Origin of the sequence: Algoriphagus sp. oki45 (assembly GCF_036245605.1) — a bacterium.
Classification (GTDB): domain Bacteria; phylum Bacteroidota; class Bacteroidia; order Cytophagales; family Cyclobacteriaceae; genus Algoriphagus.
Window position 1 is genome coordinate 1,495,413 of the sequence record NZ_BTPC01000001.1, and the last position, 19,045, is coordinate 1,514,457.

Consider the following 19,045-nt stretch of genomic DNA (forward strand, 5'->3'; position numbering starts at 1 on the left):
TTGCAGCCTGAAACCATCCCGTTGACATGAACGCATTTAAAGGTACCGGAGTGGCCCTAGTCACCCCTTTCTTAGACGATTATTCGATTGACTTCGAAAGTCTCCAAAGGCTCATAGACCATGTGATCTCCGGAGGAGTGGATTATTTGGTGGTTTTGGGCACTACAGGAGAAGCGGCGACCTTGACTTCTTCTGAAAAAAAGGAAGTACTCAAAGCCTGTCTAAAATACAATCAGGGAAGAGTACCTGTCATGCTGGGTATTGGCGGCAACAACACCCATGCCGTGGTCAATGAGATCAAAAACACGGATTTCTACGGGATTGCAGGCTTACTCTCCGTGAGTCCCTACTACAACAAACCTACGCAGGAAGGAATTATTGCCCACTATACCGCCATCGCAAATGCTTCTCCGGTGCCTGTTATGCTTTATAATATTCCCGGCAGGACCATGTCCAATATGAGTGCTGAGACTACTTTGGCACTTTCCCACCATCCCAATATCATAGGCATGAAAGAGGCAAGCGGTAATCTGGAACAGTGCATGCAGATAGCCTCCCAAATGCCTAAGGACTTCCTTTTACTTTCAGGTGATGATCTGTTGACCAAGGCAATTCAAAGCATTGGAGGAAGCGGAGTAATCTCCGTCTTGGCCAATGCCCTCCCGCAAACCTTCAAGCAACTAACCCATGGAACTGAGGAAGAAGCTCTAAAAGCTGCTTTTTCTCTCCTTAAAATCAACAGCTTGATGTATCAGGAAGGAAATCCAGTGGGGATCAAAAACCTGCTTTTGCATCAGGGAATCATCCAAAGTGATCAAGTTAGGCTTCCGATGCTGAGAGCGAGCTTGGAACTGAGCAATAAGATCAAGCAAGTCTTTCCAAAATAATCTAAAATGAGTCATCTGTCTGTTTCTCAACTGACTGAGCAGATTCGGTACACCCTTGAATCTTCTTTGGAGCCCCTGTATTGGGTGATTGGGGAGCTGGCAGATTTCAGACAGGCACCCCAAGGGCACGTCTATTTTGAATTGGTCGAAAAGCAAGGCAATCAGATTCAGGCAAAGATTCGTGCCAATCTCTGGCAGTTTACCTACCGAACTGTAGCAGCCAAGTTTGAATCTGCTACGGGCACTTCTCTGAAAAACGGGATGAAAGTCCTCGCTCAGGTGGCGGTTACCTACCATCCGGTCTATGGATTAAGCATCAATGTCAAGGACATTGACCCTTCCTTTTCACTGGGAGAAAGAGCGAGGCTTAGGCAGGAAACCATCGACCGACTGACAAGGGAAGGTTTGCTCCGACTCAACGGAAGGTTTGAATTGCCTGCTGTAGTGCAAAGGATCGCGATTATTTCCAGTCCTACGGCAGCAGGATACGGAGATTTCATTAATCAGATCCAGCCCAACCCCTACGGATACCACATTTATCACCGCCTTTTTCCCTCGCAGATGCAGGGCAATGAGGCAGTAAACAGCTTGGTTCAGGCGCTAAACAGAGTAAAAGAGGAGTCAGAAAAACTGGATTTGGATGCGGTGATTATAATCCGGGGTGGTGGTGCCCAATTGGATTTGGATTGCTTTGATGAATATCGGCTGACAGTGGAAATCGCCAATTTTCCATTGCCTGTATTCACAGGAATAGGCCATGAGCGGGATGAAACTGTCGCCGATTTGGTTGCCCATACCCGCTTGAAAACTCCTACCGCAGTAGCTGAATTTGTGCTTTCTGGTTTTAGGGAGTTTGAGGAAAATTTGGGGATACTGCTTCAGCGCCTTGACCGGGCTACAAGAATTACACTTCGTGAGGAAGAAAACAAGATTCATCAATACAGTCTTCGAACTAAGTCACTGGCTGGGAATCGGCTGATTTTGGAATCCCAAAAAGTTCAAACCCTAAACAATCGAATCACCCAAGCGGGAAAAAACCTCTGCAAAATCCAATCCTTGTCTCTGGATAATCTGGAAAAAACACTGAGAAAAGCATCCGGCACTTTTCTTCAGTCCCAAAACGAAAATTTGTCAAAGATCGAGCTCCAACTCCGTCAACTCGATCCTCAATCCATACTAAAAAGAGGCTATACCCGTTCAGAATCGATGGGAAAGCCTATTCACCTCAGCACCCCCGAACTGGGAGCAGAAATGATTACCTACTCCCTTCAGCATAAAATAAAAAGTACCATCACCGAAATCGAGACCAAAAATGACTGAGACCAGCTATACCCAAGCCATGCAGCGACTGGAAATGATTCTTTCCCAACTGGAAGAAGGAAATAAAACCGTTGATGAGCTGTCAGATTTAGTGAAAGAAGCCACATCTTTGGTGAAAATTTGCAGAGAAAAACTGCGCACCACGGAAGCCGATATCCAAAAAGCCTTTGATGGAGAATAGTATTTTATCCATCTGATAAAACCCGCTTTGGCACATTTGTTGAACCTGAGCGAAAATCCAAACCAACACATTATCAGTCTATTACTTTATGTACTCTTTCTATCGATTGATCCTCCTTATTTTTATGCTCGGTGTCTCGAGCCTGACCTTTGCCCAAAGCTTTTATAAAGAAAGAATTTCCAGAGACAATATTTTGACCGTTGGGCTAGGTCCTTCTTTTGCCTATTTGGACAACGGTGGACAATACAGAAGTTTCAACTTTGCTATCAAACCGGCTATTTCTGTGGCTTTGACAAAAAAAATGGCCCAGAATATAGAGCTGAGAACCACCGCAGGAGTTCAATGGATCAGCAGTGGGGGAAATCCAAGTACTGCAGTGACAGATGCCTGGTTTTTTTCAAACTCTTCCTACACTGCCAAAGGACCTGCTTACTTTTTTGACATCATGCCCAGCTTTTATCTGATTCCCTTTACCAATCATATGCACCGTACGCAATTTAACCTTTACGGAGGGGTGGGATTGGGAATCATGCAGGTTAACACCAAGCAAACCAAGTCATTCAGCCCAGAAGAAACTCCTATTTCCAGCAATATCACTACAGGCTATGTCCCTGTACGGGCAGGCTTGAGCTACCGAATCGGTCCCTACTCTGATATTGCCGGCGAAGGCACCATGCTTTGGACTTTTTCGGATAATCTGGATGGAAATGTAGGATTTAACCGCTTCGGAGACCACTTGTTCCAGGCACAAATAGTATTCAGAAGATACTTTGTACCCAGAAGCCAGGATTAATCAATCGATTAAACTTTCTGTGATTCGATGACTTGGAGAAATTTGCGGGGAATGCTGATCAGCATATTCTGGTATATCCCAGGGATACGGATCATGAAGTAATCTTTGTTGCCCTTTTCGATACATTCTCCGATCATATCCTGAAGAGGACCACCCAAGACTTTGACTTTTTCTCCCGGCTCGATCTCCGAGCCATCTGTTTCTACCGCTACACCTGTGGTGACTACCCGCTGAATCAGTTCTATTTCCTCCTCCCGGACGGTGGCATGTTGCCCGGAAAAGTGAACGAACTTAACCGCTCCGGGTACTTGAAGGCATTCCCAAAGTTGGTTTCTGGAAGTTTTTACAAAGACATACCCATTAAAAAGTGCACGTTGTACTTTCTTTTTTCGGTCAGACCATTGGCGAAGCTCCTCTACGATAGGCAGGTACACTTCCCAGCCTCGCTCTCTTAATCGATCAGCCACTTTTTTCTCTGAACGTGACGCTGTATACATCACATACCATTTCATATCCTGCATCGCTCTCAGTTCTATTTGGGATTTCAAAATTACAAAATCCATACCGAATGCAGGGCTAAAAAAGCAAAAACCCCCGGAACATCATTCCGGAGGTTTTATCAAAAAAAACCACCAACCTTAATCAATCATGCCTTGACTTTGCGCAACCTCATTGTGAGTTTGTCTGCCAGCAAATACATGACTGGTACGATCACTAACGTAATGAGGGTAGCAAAGGTTAACCCAAATATTACTGTCCAAGCCATGGGTCCCCAGAATGCCGCGTTGTCACCTCCTACATAGAACTGAGGATCAAAATCACTCAAAAGGGTACTGAAATTGATATTCATACCGATAGCCAAAGGAATCAAACCCAATACAGTCGTAATCGCTGTCAATAACACCGGACGCAGACGGGTTTTTCCGGATTCGATGATACTTCCCAAAAGGTCTTCATAATCCAGATACTCATTGGGAAGAATTCCTTTTTCTTCTCTTTTTCTGCTACGGACCAGATTGGTATAATCAATCAAAACGATGGCATTATTTACAACGACCCCGGCGAGGGAAATGATCCCGATACCGGTCATGATTACTACAAAGTCCATATTGAAAATGACCAAGCCGAGGAATACCCCGATCGTACTGAAAAGCACAGAAGTCATAATGATAAATGGACTGATGACCGAATTGAACTGAGCTACGATAATCAGGAAAATCAAAGAAACCGCAATAGCTAAGGCTCTCAGAAGGAATGCTTGGGATTTAGCTTGTTCTTCCTGTTCTCCGGTGAATTTCACGGTGATTCCGTCAGGAACTTCAAAATTCTCCATCAAGACTTTTATCTGGGAATTGATTTCAGTTGGATTATAGCCATCGAGCACATTGGAAAACATGGTGATTGCTTTTTCCAGATCCTTTCTCTTTACAGAACCATACGTAGAACTGTATTTGAAATCTGCCACGGCAGAAATCGGAACTTCCCGCTTTTCTCCAAACTTGTCCCTGAATCCGATTTTCTTATTTACCAAAGTGTTGATATCATACCGATAATCCTCATCCAGACGCAACTGGATCGGATAATCGTCCTCCCCTTCCTTGTACTTGGAAACTTCCAGACCGAAAAGGGAAGTACGAAGCTCTGTGGCAATGGTAGAAGTGGACAGGCCAAATCTTCTGGCCTTTTCCCGATCTACCTGCACGATCAATTCTGGGCTGCCTGTGGAAAGGTCAGTTTTCAATTCTTCCAAGCCAGGGATATTATTGGATTCCAAGTATTCCTTGGTTTTTTCCACGTATGCAATCAATTGCTCGTAGTCCTCTCCAACAAACTCTATATTCACTGCTTTTCCAACCGGAGGACCATTTCTCTGCTTGTCCACGGTGATCAATACGCCGGGATATTTTTCCACCAGATCCCGGATCACTTCCATGGCTCCGTTGGTGTCGATTCCCTGACGGTCGATGTAATCCACAAATCCAATCGTAATCTTGGCTTTATGGGGAGTCGCTTGCTGACTTGGTCCTTCTGAAGGATCGCCTGTTCCTTCTCCAATTTGAGAAATGACCGATTCTATGATGTCATTGTATGGCTCTAGAGCCACCATCATTTCATCTTCCATTTTATCCACAAAGTCATTGGTATATTCGATATCCGTCCCTATAGGAAACTCCACGAATACATTGACCAGTTGAGGCTGGTTGTCAGGAAAAAAGAGGATCTTTGGCGATCTAATTCCCAAAAGAACCAAGGAAAGGATCAATAGTCCAAAGGTACCGCCGAATACCATGTAAGGCTTTTTGCCATGCAGCGCGTAGCTCAAGGTGGACTCGTAGGCATTTTCCAATTTGACCAAAAAGACGGTCTGGAACCATCGGATTGCCCCACGGAGCACATACACATTAAATAGAGTAAGCAATGCTGCAACCATAGCCAAAGAACCCAAGGCTGTGACACCCAAAAGGTAGAAAATCGCTGCCACGACCACGAAGATCAAAGCCACAACCACGAACTTTTTCTTTGGCTTATCCTTAGTCACATCCTCTACCTTCATAAAGAGTGAAGTCATCACAGGGTTGATTACCAATGCCACAAACAAAGAAGAGGACAATACAATGATCAGAGTGATTGGCAGATATTTCATGAATTCCCCAACCAAGTCATCCCAAAAAGCCAATGGGAGAAATGCAGCCAAAGTAGTAGCGGTTGAAGTAATAATCGGCCAGGCTACTTCACCTACTCCTTCTTTTGCAGCACGCATTATCGGCTTACCTTCCTGCATCAGTCTATAGATATTTTCCACGACCACGATTCCATTGTCAACGAGCATACCCAAGGCCAGAATCAGGGAAAACAGCACCATCAGATTAAGCGTGATTCCAAATGCATTCAGAATCAGGAAGGAAATAAACATGGAAAGCGGAATCGCGGAACCCACAAAGAGGGAGTTTCGGAAGCCCATAAAAAACATCAAAACCAAAACCACCAAAATAATCCCGAAGATGATAGAGTTTTCCAAATCACTCACTTGAGTTCGGGTCTGCTTACTCTGATCGTTTGTAATGGTGATTTCCAAGTCCCTTGGGAATCGGTTTTTCTGGGTGGTTTGGATGATTTCTTTGATTTTATCCGCAGCATCGAGGAGGTTTTCCCCGCTTCTTTTGGTCACATTGATGGTGACTACCGGAAGGTTTTTGCTACGGGCATAGGTCGTCCTATCCTTGAAAGTATCCTTTACCTCGGCCACATCACGGAGATAGACGATCTTTTGCTGGTCCGTTTTAACGATTATGTCTAGCAGATCCATTGGGTCAGAGAATTCCCCATCCACTCTTACCGTCCGCTCAAAATCCCCGTTTCGGATGTTTCCTCCCGAAATGGTGATATTTTCCGCCTGAATTGCCCCGGAGATATCTCCGAAGCTTACACCTACTGCCTCCATTTTATAAGGATCCACATTGATTTGGATTTCCCTTTCGATCGTCCCTGCCAGGTCAGCTTTGGAGATTTCCGGAAGCTTTTCGATCGCATCCTCCAAATATTCCCCAAACTTCTTGAGCTCCTGCTCAGAGTAAGGTCCAGAGATGTTCACATTCATAATCGGGAAATCCGAGGTGTTGATTTCCAATACATTGGGATCCTGATCCAGGTCTGTAGGCAATTCACTCTTGGACTTGTCCACCGCATCCTTTACATCCTGAATGGCCTTGGAGATTTCTACTCCTGGGTTAAATTCGACTACTATGGATGAGAAATCCTGCACCGAAGTGGATCGGATGTCCTTCACATTGTTGAGGGACTTCAGTTCTTTTTCGATAGGTCTGGTGATCAGGTTCTCCATATCGACAGGCGAGTTGCCGGGATAGGGAGTACCTACATATACCGTCGGGATTACGATCTCGGGAAAACTCTCCTTGGGCATGGTCCTATAAGCCCCTAGTCCCAATACGGTGATGATCAAGGTCAAAATCACCACGGAAGTGGCATTGTCCACACTGAAGCTGGACAGGCCAAATTCCCGGATAGTGTTGGGTTTTTTAATATCTGTCATGGCTTAAAGTTGGGCAATGTTCACACTAAAGTTATCTCCTACTTCACGGAACCCTTTGTCTACCAAAGTCTCCGTGCCGGAAAGGCCCTCTACAATCTCTGTTTCGGTTTCGAAGCTCAATCCTCTTTTTACATATCGTTTTTTAGCCGTCTCATTTTCAACAATAAAGACATAATCACCTCTGTTGTCAGACAAAATCAAATGAGAAGGTACAATCACCGAATCCTCGTTTTTATAGTCCTGGATTTTTAAAACCGCAATCATATTAGGCTTCAAATCAGCCATGTTGGGCAAAAAGACCTCCACTTTGAAAGTCCTGTTGTTCGGATTGATGATGGCTCCTACTGCCGACACCTTGGTCGTCAGGTTTTTCTTCAATGAAGGAAACGAAACTTCCACAGAATCTCCTTTTGCCAAAACTCCGACATAGGATTCGGACACATCTGATTCGATAAACAAATCACTGTCTCCAACAAATTGAAACATCGGCACTCCAGGCTGTACCAACTCTCCCAATCTCACCTGAACGGATTCAATGGTACCGCTAAACGGTGCTCTTACATATGCCTTTTCCAATTGGGTTTTGAGAGAAGCCAAACTTTTTTCCAATCCTTCCTTTCTGTTTTTTGCTTCCAAGTATTGGATTTCCGTACCGATCTTCTGCTCCCAAAGTCTTGCCTGCTTTTCAAAGATAGTCTTGGCCAATTCCAGAGAATTTTCCATTTCGGCGATGTTCCTTTCAATGGCCTCGGAGTCAATTATGGCTAAAATCTGCCCTCTATTGACTCTCATTCCTTCGATAGCCGGAACCTCCATCACCCGACCTGCAGTCTCGGCACTGATGCTCACGTTCTTTTTGGAAAGAACAGAACCGGTCACCTCCACAAAATGGGTAAACTCACCCTTTCGGGCCGCAGCTGTGGTGATCAGGATGGACTTTTTGTTTTGCTCCGCATATTCCGGATCCAAATCGGAAATCTCCGCTTCAAGTGCCTTGATTTCGGTATTGATCTTAGCCAAGTCTCCCTTGAGAGACTCCAGTTTTTCTTTTTTGGCTGTCAAGTCATCCTGCGCGCAGGATACGGTCAGCATAAGTGCTGCAGCCAAGCTTAAAAGTTGTGGAAAGTATTTCATAAGATTTGAGAAGTTTTGGAAAAGGAAAGTGTTGGTTTAGTTAGTCAAATCGGCCTTCAATAGGCCCAGGGCTTTTTCAAGATTTACTTTGGAAATCAATCCGTCATAAAGGGCGGACAGGTAATTGAACTCTGCTTCAATCAAGTCTGAATCGGCCTGCACCACCTCAAGATTGGAACCTACGCCTTCCTGATACTTGATTCGGGCGATATCGTAGACTTCTTGGGCCAGCTTCAGGTTTTCCGTTTGAACCTGAAGAATATTCAGATCATTTTTCAGATTGACTTTAGCTGTGAAAATTTCATTTTTGAAACTTTCATTGAGGAAAAACCGCTGGTTTTCCAGCTGATTGATCTGCACTCTATTTTTCTGAATCCGGGCAGACTTGGACAATCCGTCAAAAATCGGGATGTTCATACTCACCCCTATAAGAGAGCTCCCAAACCAGTTGTTTCCGTCAAAGACAGTCCCAAACTCGTTGCCGGCACCGTTTCTTCTGATATTGCCCACGAAATCAATGGTGGGCATGTACTGCACAGTGTTGTTTTTTAGGTCGAGTTGGGTGAGTTCGAGTTGGGTATTTAGCTGATCCAGTTCCACGCGGTTGGTACCTTCTTCAGCCAATAGTTGGATCAGTTGATCTTCCGGATTTAGATCTCTGAGGTTTTCAGAGACATAAATTTCCATTTCCATCGGCAAGCCCATCTGAAGCTTAAGAAGCTCCTTACTGACTTGCCAGGAAGTCTTGGCCCGCTCGAGTTGGGTAAAGGTGTTGTTTCTTTGGACCTGAATTCGGGACACATCGATCTTTTCTGCAAACCCAGCCTCGTTCAGAGCTTGGGTTTCTTTCAGCAGGGAGTCGATTCTGGACAGGTTTGCTTCCGCGAGGCTGATTCTCACTTCATTGACCAAAACTCCAAAGTAGGCCTTCTTCACATTTTCGATGACATCATTTTCTGTTTTGTCCAGGTCGTATTCCGTCAACTGCTTCAAAGTCTGTGCGGCACGAAGCCCCACAAAGAAGGATCCGTCAAAGATCATTTGAGAGAAATTGACCCCCAATCCAGAGGAATAACTCACTCCAAATCGGGCGGGAATCACATCACTGGGATTGGAAGGATCACCAAAAGGAGGCTGGTTTGGTAGAAACACTACCGGAATCCTTGGGTTGTAATCCAGATTAAAGGATCCATTGATTTGGGGGAGACCCTGAGCCGTGGTTTCCTTTACTGTAGCCTTAGAAATGAGCGTTTCCAGTCGGGCGTTTTTGGTATTCACATTGTTTTCGATAGCATAAAGAATGGCATCATTTAGCGTCAGTTCTGCTATCTCCTGTGCCTTCAGTCCTTGAAGACTGAGAAAAAAGCTCAGAAAAACAAAAAGGTACTTTTTCATAGGTAGGTTTGTTTTCAATTTTCAATTGCTTTTTGGGATGTGTAGGCTTCGCGCCCTTTTTCAGTGAATATCCCGTGTAGAAAATGATCCATCAGCACCAGTTGCTCCTCCACAAAATTGTACTCGGGGTTGGCAAAATTTGCCGGATCAAAAGCTGAATTAATTTGATCCAGTCGGGCCTTTGCCAAAATCGCTGTATCTATCTCCTCTCGGAAATAGCCCAGTTTTTTGCCCTTTTCCATCACATTAATCAGGTCGGTCTTGATCGTCTGTAATTTGAACTCTTCAAACATTTTCCAAGCCTCAGGGAAGTATTTCTGGATCTCCATAATGACCATGGGATTCATTGAAGACAGACGCTCCCGCATGATATGGGACATTTTGACCAGGTGGTCAATGACCCCGTCTTCCTGCTCTAGGATGTAAATCATCTTTTGCCTGTCCTCTTCAAGAATATTTCTAAAGACCTCTCGCACCAAATCCTTTTTATCCAAAAACTCTTGATAAATGGTCTTTTTTGAAATCCCGGCCATTCTGGCCAATTCCTCCATGGTAACGGTCCTCACCCCATAGCGGGAAAACTGATCCCTAGCTATTTCCAATATTTTTCTCCGTGTCTCCAAATGCTTTAGAATTTGAGTGCAAAACTATGGAAACTTTCAGTTGGTTCAAGGTTTCTAAAGTTTTTTTTAAAAATTTTTCACTTATTACTAAGTAAAAACCGAACTAACATGGAATTAATTTATATAAAAATAAATTTTTACCAAATTTTATTTCTTTTTAAATTCTAACACATCTTACATACATCGTGTATTCCTTACCTTTGAAATAAAATTTTTCTTCCTTGGACTATTTCAAACACAACTTGGGAAACCTAGCCTACCGGGTAATCGGAGAGGGTGATGAAGTGATTTTGTTGTTTCATGGATTTGGGCAGACTCATAAGGACATGCTTCCTCTTGAGCAGATCCGAAAAGAAAATCAGCAATTTATCTTCATCGATGCTTTTTATCATGGAAGAAGCACCTGGAAAGATTCCGGAGAGCCGATGAACAGGAAAAATTGGTTGGAATTGATTGGTGGTTTACAAAACCATTTGAACTTCACGGATTTCCACCTGATAGGTTACAGCATGGGAGGAAAAATATGCCTGATTACTTACGAACTTTTTCCTGAAAACGTCCTTAGCCTGACTCTGCTGGCCCCAGACGGGGTCAAAACCGGCCTTTGGTACAGCATGAGCAATTATCCGGACTCTTTTCATCCCTTAATGAAACAGGTAGTCTTCAAGCCCAAAGGCTTATTTAAGATCATGGAAGGCCTTGGTTCTGTGGGATTGATTCAATCCAGCCTGAAAAAATTTTTCCAAACCCAAATGGACACCAGATCCAAGCGGGCCCAAATGTATTTCACATGGAAAATCTCTGGAGGCCTCCAACCCCGACTTGGGAAAATCATCCAATCAGCCAGAAGACGCAAAACTCCGGTTTGTCTTTTCTTGGGCGAGTTTGACCAAATGATCACAGCGGAAAACCTGAAAAAATTCAGTGCCAAAATCCCTCAAATAAAGACTATCATCCTACCTGTAGGCCATGGAGGCTTGATTGAGGCCACTGCGGACTACCTTTTGGAACAATTGAAAAGAAAATAAACTCTCCTTTATTTACGATTTACGAGGTACGATTTACGACATCTACAGGAACCTCAACCCTAGTTTCCCCAATTCAAACTCCTGTCTACGATCTTCGGTCTTCCGTCTTCCAGCTCATTTATTTACGAAGTACGAATTACGATTTACGAGATTAAATTGGACTACAGCCACTTTTGCATATAGCACTTCTCCTGCTTCCCGACTTCCCTGCTTTTTATTTGCCTATTTACCCCCCTAGCCCCCCTAGAGGGGGGAGTTACCCAATTAGGCATACAAACTTCACTTTAAACTTCTTGCCTCCCTTCATCGGACTTCGGTCATCTTACATCGGACAATACTTTCCAACTTTCCCACCTTATCACTTTTCAACTTTCCCCCTCAATTCCTTACCTTTGCGACTTACCAGCCCAAGGACATGATTTTCTTCTTTGAATCCCCTCAGAAACTCATCTACGGAGTTCAAGTATCTCACCCTCTCAGCACTGAAGACCTTTCAAAACTCACCTGGCTTTTTGGCGAAGCCCGACAGATTCCGGGTGAAAAAGTATCCGGAAAATACTCCGGTCCACGAAAGGAAATGATCACCCCCTGGTCCACCAATGCCGTGGAAATCACAGTCAACATGGGAATCCAAGGCATTCAGCGCATCGAGGAATTCTTTCCCATGGCTGAAGGAGACCAAATCGATCCTATGCTTCAAAAGGCCTATGACGGTCTCGATCAGGAAATATTTGACATTCACCTGAAGCCCGAACCCATCAAACCGGTCACTGACATTGCAGCCTACAACAAGTCCGAAGGCCTGGCGCTAAGTCAGGAAGAGGTGGATTATCTGGAAAATGTCTCTAAGCAATTGGGTAGGCCACTGACCGATTCGGAAGTTTTCGGCTTTTCACAGGTCAACTCCGAGCACTGCCGTCACAAGATTTTCAATGGCTCCTTTGTGATTGATGGAGAAGAAAAGCCAATGACACTTTTCCAACTGATCAAGGAAACCTCCAAAAAGCATCCAAACCGGATCGCTTCGGCATATAAAGACAATGTGGCCTTTATCCAAGGCCCAAAAATTCAGCAGTTCGCCCCAAAAACTCAGCATCAGGCTGACTTTTTTGAAACCCGGGACATCGATTCGGTAATTTCCCTAAAAGCAGAAACACATAACTTCCCAACTACTGTCGAACCTTTCAACGGGGCAGCAACAGGCTCAGGGGGAGAAATCCGGGATCGTTTGGCAGGGGGAACCGCATCCATTCCTTTGGCTGGAACGGCTGTTTATATGACTTCCTATGCCCGGTCGGAGAAAGGCCGAAGCTGGGAAAAAGACCTGCCCGAAAGACCTTGGCTATACCAAACCCCCATGGATATCCTGATCAAAGCTTCCAACGGAGCCTCCGATTTTGGAAATAAATTTGGACAGCCGCTGATTGCAGGGTCCTTGCTCACTTTTGAGCATGAGGAGGGAGAAAAGCATCATGGATTTGACAAAGTGATCATGCTAGCCGGAGGTGTGGGCTTTACGAATGCCAACTACACCAAAAAGGGCGAACCGGGAACCGGAGATCAAATCGTAATCATGGGCGGGGACAATTACCGAATCGGGATGGGTGGCTCGGCCGTGTCTTCCCTGAATACTGGGGAAGTCTCCAGTGCACTGGAGCTCAACGCCGTTCAACGATCCAATCCCGAAATGCAAAAGCGGGTGTCCAACGTGATTCGCGCCATGGCCGAAAGCGAAAACAACCCGATCATCTCCATCCACGACCACGGAGCGGGTGGACATTTGAACTGTCTTTCCGAATTAGTAGAAAGTACCGGTGGCACCATCCATATCGATAAGCTACCTGTAGGCGACCCTACCCTTTCTGCCAAAGAAATCATCGGTAACGAGTCCCAGGAACGAATGGGCTTGGTGGTCGGCAAAAAAGACATTGACCAGTTGAAGCAACTTTCCGAGCGAGAACGCGCCCCATTCTATGTGGTGGGCGAGACGACCGGAGACATGCACTTTAAGTTTGAAAATCAAAAAACCGGAGAAAAACCGGTGGATTGGGACTTGGCGTACATGTTTGGCTCTTCTCCCAAGACCGTCTTGGAAGACCAAAGTGGATTGGCTCCCAAATTCTCCGAACCTGAATTTGCCCCCAATAAGCTGAAAGAATACATTCAGGAAGTCCTTCAGCTTGAAGCTGTAGCTTGCAAGGACTGGCTGACCAATAAGGTGGACCGCTCCGTAACCGGACGGGTGGCTACCCAACAGACCGTAGGAGAAATCCAAGTTCCTTTGAATGATGTTGGTGTGATGGCCTTGGACTTTACAGGAGAAAAAGGAATCGCCACCTCCATCGGCCATGCTCCCGTTGCAGCTTTGGCCAATCCTGAAGCCGGTTCTCGATTAGCGATCGCCGAAGCCCTGACCAACCTGGTTTTCGCACCGATTGCAGATGGATTGAAGGGAGTTTCCCTTTCCGCTAACTGGATGTGGCCTGCCAAAAACAAAGGAGAAAACGACCGCTTGTATCGGGCAGTAAAAGCCTGTTCCGACTTTGCGATAGCACTTGGAGTCAATATTCCTACCGGAAAGGATTCCCTTTCCATGACCCAAAAATATCCTGACGGAAAAGTGGTTTACTCTCCGGGTACGGTGATTATCTCTACCGTCGGGGAATGTACCGATGTAAAAAAGACTGCGAAAGCTGCCCTTTTGCCTCAGGCAGGCACCAAAGTTTTGTATCTGGACTTTTCCAAAGATGCAGCCAAACTAGCCGGATCTTCTTTGTACCAAATCCTCAACAAGGTGGGGCAGGAAACTCCGGACGTCACCGATGCAGCCTATTTTGCAAAAGCCTTTGAAACTGTCCAGCAATTGATCGAAAAAGGTCTGGTGCTGGCAGGACATGATATTTCCTCAGGTGGCATTTTGACCGCCTTGCTGGAAATGTGCTTCCCAAGCAAACAAGTCGGTCTTGCTGTGAAAGAAAGCCGTTTGGCAGAGAGCAATGTAATCAAGGCCCTTTTCTCCGAGAATCCGGGAATACTCCTTCAAGTTAACAATGACCATGCTGCTGAGGAAGTTCTTTCTGCAGCTGACCTCGACTTTGTGGAACTGGCCGAAGTGACTTTGGACGGAAAAGTAAGCCTGGAAAGCGAAACCTTGGAAGTGGCACCTTTGAGAGATTTGTGGTTTAAGTCTTCCTTCCTACTTGACAGAAAGCAAAGCGGAGAGAAACTGGCCAAAGACCGCTTCGACAACTACAAGAATCAAGTCCTCAGCTATGAGTTTGCTCAAAATTGGAGCGGAAGCTTTTCCAAGCTGGGGCTGAATCCGAACCGCACCGAAAAAGGAAAAGCAAAGGCTGCCATCATACGTGAAAAAGGAGTGAACGGGGACCGGGAGATGGCCTATGCGCTTTGGTTGGCTGGATTTGAAGTGAAAGATATTCACATGACCGACCTGATCTCCGGAAGAGAAGACCTGAGCGATGTGCAGATGATTGTCTTTGTAGGCGGATTCTCCAACTCTGACGTGTTGGGTTCTGCCAAAGGCTGGGCTGGTGCTTTCTTGTACAATCCTAAGGCAAAACAAGCTCTGGACAACTTCTATGCAAGACCGGATACCCTTTCCCTAGGCGTTTGTAATGGTTGCCAGCTGATGATTGAGTTGGGCCTGGTCACTCCTGACCACGATCAAAAACCGAAAATGCTCCACAATGCCAGCCATAAGTTTGAGTCTTGCTTTGTGAATGTGACTGTGCCTCAAAACAACTCCGTGATGTTGGGTAGCCTAAGCGGTCAGCGACTAGGCGTTTGGGTTGCACATGGAGAGGGTAAATTCTCCCTGCCAAAAGGAGAAAGCGCATACAACTTCGCTATGAAATACAGCTATGCTGCTTATCCAGGCAATCCAAACGGTTCCGACTTTGCGACAGCGGGTATCGCTTCCGAGGACGGACGTCACCTAGCTATCATGCCACACATCGAGCGAAGCCTGAAGCCGTGGAACTGGGCGCATTATCCTAGCGATAGAAATGACGACTTCACTCCTTGGATGGAGGCGTTTGTGAATGCGAGGAAGTGGGTTGAAAGCCATCAATAAACTTCGACATTCATGATTCAATGTTCAATATTCGGTCTTGGTAGATTGGAAAATTGAAAGATTGAAACATTTGAAAATTGGCGATTAAGCTTTGGTTCAAACTTCAAATCAATAACTCACCCTCAGGGATAACTCGAAATCATTCTAGAACTAAGCGGAGCTGCAAACTCCGCTTTTTTATTTTTTGGAATTTGAAAACTCATTTCTCCAATGCTTCAATCCACTTTTTCAAGCAAACGATTCCGCAGGAATTGACTGAGCTAAGGACTCTATTTTGGTCACATTTGCTAACTTGTTTGAAGGAATCAACACTAAACCCAAGCCTATGAAATCAACCGTTTTCACTCTTTTGCTTGTCCTTTCCCTTATAGTTTGTCATGCACAGGACACCAAACCCGGCCCCCAACCTCCACCAGAAACAGGAGAAACTTTCAAGGTGGGAATAGCAGGCTACACCTTCGTCCGATTCGATCTCGACAAAACTTTAGAAACCCTGAAAGCCTTGGACGTGCACTACCTCTGTATCAAGGATTTTCACTTGCCGATGAACAGCACCGATGCAGAGATTGCGGCATTTCATGAAAAACTGAAGGCTCATGACGTCATTGGGTATGCAGTGGGTCCGATCTATATGAGGTCAGAAGCAGATGTCGACAAGTCCTTTGACTACGCCAAACGAGTGGGCGTCAAACTGATTGTGGGAGTTCCCAATGTGGAATTGCTTCCTTATGTGGAGAAAAAAGTAAAGGAATACGATTTCAAATTTGCCATTCACCTGCACGGACCGGATATCAAAATCTACCAAGATGCCGACGAAGTCTGGAACCACACCAAAAATCTCGATCCCCGAATGGGAATGTGCTTGGATATCGGACATGACACCCGAAATGGCAAAGACCCTGTTGCGGACATGGAAAAATACCATACACGGGTTTTTGATATGCATATCAAAGACGTGACAGGACCGATCAAACAAGGCTATTCCATCGAAGTAGGCCGAGGGATTATCAACTTTCCGGCCATGGTCAGCATGATCCGAAAAGTGGGCTACACCGGCGTTTGCAGTCTAGAGCACGAGCGAAATATGGACAATCCCTTTATGGGAATTGCGGAGTCACTCGGCTATTTCCGGGGAGTGATTGAGACGACTAAGGAATAAGGCTTCCTCATCATTTTTAGGCTGAAATCTGAAGTCTGATAGGGTATTCGGGATTGCAAATAGCAAAGGGCAATAGCACAATTCAGGAGACCTGTCCGTCCTCCAGGCGGGCTTGCGCTAGGTACTGGTTAGCCTTTTATCAAGTCATTATTCTCATCAAAACCTTCCTATTGACAACGTGTGCGGTGGGCTGATTTGGCAGCGGGGTGCGCGAGAGCCTTGAGGGTGTAGAAGCTTGGCCAAATCTTGACCTTTTGGTTCTTTTGGGTCAAGCCAAAAGAACCAAAAGGTCAAGATTTCTGATTTGTAAAAAGGCCAGTAGAAAAAACACTTAAATCAACAATTTACTAGCCTATACATCCTCGTTTGTTTTTTATTCGTCACTTTTTGAAAGCCAAAAGTACCTAAATGCGTTGGTCTAGGCCTAGCTAGATTTACTGATTGCAAATCCTGAGACAAGAGATTCGAGATTGCAAATCTCGAATAGCGGTTCCCCAAACCTCATTTAGGTAATTTCGATCAGACATTAAATGTGTTAATCTATATTTTGGCAAGTTAAGGAAATAGCACATGTATGTGATTAGGCATACACTGTACTAGTGCCACATCTAGAGAGGTTGATGGAATAATATAAATTGGAATTAATTACAAATCCCAAGAAAGCGCCCCCGCATTATTTTTAGTTAGGTCAGTTTGCCCAACCCGGTACATGTATGAGGAATAATTCATGTTATCTTTACCCGATTCACCATTTTGCCATTCATCTGCAGCAAGCCATCTAGCAAGGAAATAGCTCTTTGCACATGCTTTGTCACCTAGAACCGTATTGCCAATACTACACTTATCCCAATCTTTAGGGAATAGTTCCGATGCTGCGGATGCTGCAATTAAAGATTGCATAACCGTACGGGAAGATTCAGTATTGGAAGCCTGCAAGGATTTGGTAAATGATTTGTTCCCTGAATGCCATTCACTTGCAAATTTATTAAACTGGTTAGGATAAAAATTTACGTAGCGTGGACCACAGGTAGTTTTTGCACCAATACTCAACCAAGTTTGGTTAAAACTACGTCCATAACAATTCATTTGATAAACCATTCGGATCGGCAACTCATTAAGTCCTGTTTTTTCCTTTGAAACTGCATCCGCCAATTCCCCCGGGGTAAGAACAAGGTTATTCCCGAAAAAAATCATGTCGGTATTACCATGAGCGAAGATATAAACGTCAATGTAATACCCATTTTGGGCTAATTCTATCAACTGCCCCAGGAATACGGCTTTATTGGGCTTTTTTAAAACAGTAGGTGATGTTTGCCCCACCGATTTAAAGTCCTCCTTTAACAAAACACTTTTACTATACCCATCTATACAATGCTGCAGGTTTACCTGGGCATTTTGTACCAAGGTATAAAAGTCACTATCATCAAAGTAAAACAATGCTATCGATGCGCTTTTCGTTGGTGCTTTTTTGTCTCGAGAAGGAACATTCTTAACAATTTTCTCCTTTGGAATTATTGCCTTTACCTCAGGTTTCTTTTCAATTTTCTTCTTCATAAAATTCTGATTTTGATACATTTACAGAATAATTTTAATATTTTTTCAGCTACTTTCAAAACCTTACAGGGTAATTTTTCATATCGAAAAGCAGATGAATTCGAAAGAGTTCAGTCTTTTTCCTTGGTACTTTTGAAGGCCAAAAAGACTTGGCCCCGGTCTTTGTTTCCATCCAGAAGGATTTCAAGAAAAAGGAAGTATCCCTTTTGGTTTAACCAAACTCAATTTGGAATTCAATTGCGGTGGGCTAACGCAGAAGCAGGGTGTGGGATGGCCTTGCCAGAAGCAAAAGCCGTAAAAACGATAAAAAGAATATCATGAGCACAAGTCAGGAGACCTGTCCGTCCTCCAGGCGGGCTTGCGCTAGGTACTGGTTAGCCTTTTATCAAGTCATTATTCTTTTCAAAACCTTCCAATTGACAACGTGTGCGGTGGGCTGATTTGGCAGCGGGGTTCGCAAGAGCCTTAAGGGGGTGGAAGCTTGGCCAAATCTTGACCTTTTGGTTCTTTTGCGTCAAGGCAAAAGAACAGAAAAAGAAAGATTTCCTATTTGTAAAAAGGCCAGAAGAAAAACACTTAAATCAACTATTTACTAGCCTATACATCCTCGTTTGTTTTTTATTCGTCACTTTTTGAAAGCCAAAAGTACCTAAATGCGTTGGTCTAGGCCTAGCTAGATTTACGGATTGCAAATCCTGAGAAAAGTGATTCGAGAATGCAAATCTCGAATAGCGGGGAACTCTGACAACATTCTATCATAAATCCCTGAAAATCAATTGAAAGTCTGATTTGGACATCATCGGTCATCGGTCATCGGACTTCCTACT

At 44.7% G+C, this 19,045-nt stretch carries 13 protein-coding genes; 7 read left to right on the plus strand and 6 right to left on the minus strand.

What is annotated here, in order from left to right; all coding sequences use genetic code 11:
* The first annotated feature begins 26 nt into the window (after window positions 1–26).
* The 4 genes from dapA to AAA942_RS06555 all read left to right on the plus strand — a co-directional run bounded on the left by dapA (window position 27) and on the right by AAA942_RS06555 (window position 3,181).
* Window positions 27–887: a 4-hydroxy-tetrahydrodipicolinate synthase gene (gene dapA, locus AAA942_RS06540; RefSeq protein WP_338219441.1), complete on the plus strand. Its 861-nt coding sequence runs from the start codon at window positions 27–29 to the stop codon at window positions 885–887.
* A 6-nt stretch (window positions 888–893) separates the two neighbouring features.
* A complete protein-coding gene (xseA, locus tag AAA942_RS06545) occupies window positions 894–2,207 on the plus strand; it encodes an exodeoxyribonuclease VII large subunit (RefSeq protein WP_338219442.1) in 1,314 nt (437 codons plus the stop codon).
* Window positions 2,200–2,388 (plus strand): exodeoxyribonuclease VII small subunit, encoded by a 189-nt coding sequence (gene xseB, locus AAA942_RS06550; RefSeq protein ID WP_338219443.1) that lies wholly within the window; start codon window positions 2,200–2,202, stop codon window positions 2,386–2,388. The genes xseA and xseB overlap by 8 nt, the downstream gene beginning before the upstream one ends.
* Window positions 2,389–2,476: 88 nt before the next feature.
* Window positions 2,477–3,181, plus strand: coding sequence for a hypothetical protein (locus tag AAA942_RS06555; protein WP_338219444.1), 705 nt, complete (start codon window positions 2,477–2,479; stop codon window positions 3,179–3,181).
* 8 nt (window positions 3,182–3,189) lie between these two features.
* Here the strand turns inward: AAA942_RS06555 and AAA942_RS06560 are convergent, their stop codons facing one another.
* From AAA942_RS06560 to AAA942_RS06580, 5 genes are all read right to left on the minus strand, one after another.
* Window positions 3,190–3,702, minus strand: a complete 513-nt coding sequence (locus AAA942_RS06560) for a UpxY family transcription antiterminator (RefSeq protein ID WP_338220029.1) — start codon at window positions 3,700–3,702, stop codon at window positions 3,190–3,192.
* A 125-nt stretch (window positions 3,703–3,827) separates the two neighbouring features.
* Window positions 3,828–7,232: an efflux RND transporter permease subunit gene (locus tag AAA942_RS06565; protein ID WP_338219445.1), complete on the minus strand. Its 3,405-nt coding sequence runs from the start codon at window positions 7,230–7,232 to the stop codon at window positions 3,828–3,830.
* 3 nt (window positions 7,233–7,235) lie between these two features.
* Window positions 7,236–8,366: an efflux RND transporter periplasmic adaptor subunit gene (locus AAA942_RS06570; RefSeq protein ID WP_338219446.1), complete on the minus strand. Its 1,131-nt coding sequence runs from the start codon at window positions 8,364–8,366 to the stop codon at window positions 7,236–7,238.
* Between the two features lie 36 nt (window positions 8,367–8,402).
* On the minus strand, window positions 8,403–9,761 hold the full coding sequence (locus AAA942_RS06575; RefSeq protein ID WP_338219447.1) for a TolC family protein: 1,359 nt from the start codon (window positions 9,759–9,761) through the stop codon (window positions 8,403–8,405).
* 14 nt (window positions 9,762–9,775) lie between these two features.
* On the minus strand, window positions 9,776–10,384 hold the full coding sequence (locus AAA942_RS06580) for a TetR/AcrR family transcriptional regulator (protein WP_338219448.1): 609 nt from the start codon (window positions 10,382–10,384) through the stop codon (window positions 9,776–9,778).
* 221 nt (window positions 10,385–10,605) lie between these two features.
* On the opposite strand from AAA942_RS06580, the gene AAA942_RS06585 reads away from it, so the two are divergent.
* The 3 genes from AAA942_RS06585 (at window position 10,606) to AAA942_RS06595 (ending at window position 16,664) form a co-directional block, all read left to right on the plus strand.
* Window positions 10,606–11,412 carry an alpha/beta fold hydrolase gene (locus AAA942_RS06585; RefSeq protein WP_338219449.1) on the plus strand — a complete coding sequence of 269 codons (807 nt, stop codon included), beginning with the start codon at window positions 10,606–10,608 and terminating at the stop codon, window positions 11,410–11,412.
* A 415-nt stretch (window positions 11,413–11,827) separates the two neighbouring features.
* Window positions 11,828–15,505 carry a phosphoribosylformylglycinamidine synthase gene (gene purL / locus AAA942_RS06590; protein ID WP_338219450.1) on the plus strand — a complete coding sequence of 1,226 codons (3,678 nt, stop codon included), beginning with the start codon at window positions 11,828–11,830 and terminating at the stop codon, window positions 15,503–15,505.
* Between the two features lie 325 nt (window positions 15,506–15,830).
* The gene (locus AAA942_RS06595; RefSeq protein ID WP_338219451.1) at window positions 15,831–16,664 is read left to right on the plus strand and encodes a sugar phosphate isomerase/epimerase family protein; all 834 of its coding nucleotides are present in this window, start codon (window positions 15,831–15,833) and stop codon (window positions 16,662–16,664) included.
* 645 nt (window positions 16,665–17,309) lie between these two features.
* Here the strand turns inward: AAA942_RS06595 and AAA942_RS06600 are convergent.
* Window positions 17,310–18,218 (minus strand): hypothetical protein, encoded by a 909-nt coding sequence (locus tag AAA942_RS06600; RefSeq protein ID WP_338219452.1) that lies wholly within the window; start codon window positions 18,216–18,218, stop codon window positions 17,310–17,312.
* Window positions 18,219–19,045 lie beyond the last annotated feature (827 nt).

Excerpts from the sequence above, each read along its gene's own strand:
- AAA942_RS06595 (WP_338219451.1), top strand. The coding sequence starts at position 15,831 with ATGAAATCAACCGTTTTCACTCTTTTGCTTGTCCTTTCCCTTATAGTT.
- dapA (WP_338219441.1), top strand. The coding sequence starts at position 27 with ATGAACGCATTTAAAGGTACCGGAGTGGCCCTAGTCACCCCTTTCTTA.
- xseB (WP_338219443.1), top strand. The coding sequence starts at position 2,200 with ATGACTGAGACCAGCTATACCCAAGCCATGCAGCGACTGGAAATGATT.
- xseA (WP_338219442.1), top strand. The coding sequence starts at position 894 with ATGAGTCATCTGTCTGTTTCTCAACTGACTGAGCAGATTCGGTACACC.
- AAA942_RS06600 (WP_338219452.1), bottom strand. The coding sequence starts at position 18,218 with ATGAAGAAGAAAATTGAAAAGAAACCTGAGGTAAAGGCAATAATTCCA.
- AAA942_RS06560 (WP_338220029.1), bottom strand. The coding sequence starts at position 3,702 with ATGCAGGATATGAAATGGTATGTGATGTATACAGCGTCACGTTCAGAG.
- AAA942_RS06565 (WP_338219445.1), bottom strand. The coding sequence starts at position 7,232 with ATGACAGATATTAAAAAACCCAACACTATCCGGGAATTTGGCCTGTCC.
- AAA942_RS06555 (WP_338219444.1), top strand. The coding sequence starts at position 2,477 with ATGTACTCTTTCTATCGATTGATCCTCCTTATTTTTATGCTCGGTGTC.
- AAA942_RS06570 (WP_338219446.1), bottom strand. The coding sequence starts at position 8,366 with ATGAAATACTTTCCACAACTTTTAAGCTTGGCTGCAGCACTTATGCTG.
- purL (WP_338219450.1), top strand. The coding sequence starts at position 11,828 with ATGATTTTCTTCTTTGAATCCCCTCAGAAACTCATCTACGGAGTTCAA.
- AAA942_RS06575 (WP_338219447.1), bottom strand. The coding sequence starts at position 9,761 with ATGAAAAAGTACCTTTTTGTTTTTCTGAGCTTTTTTCTCAGTCTTCAA.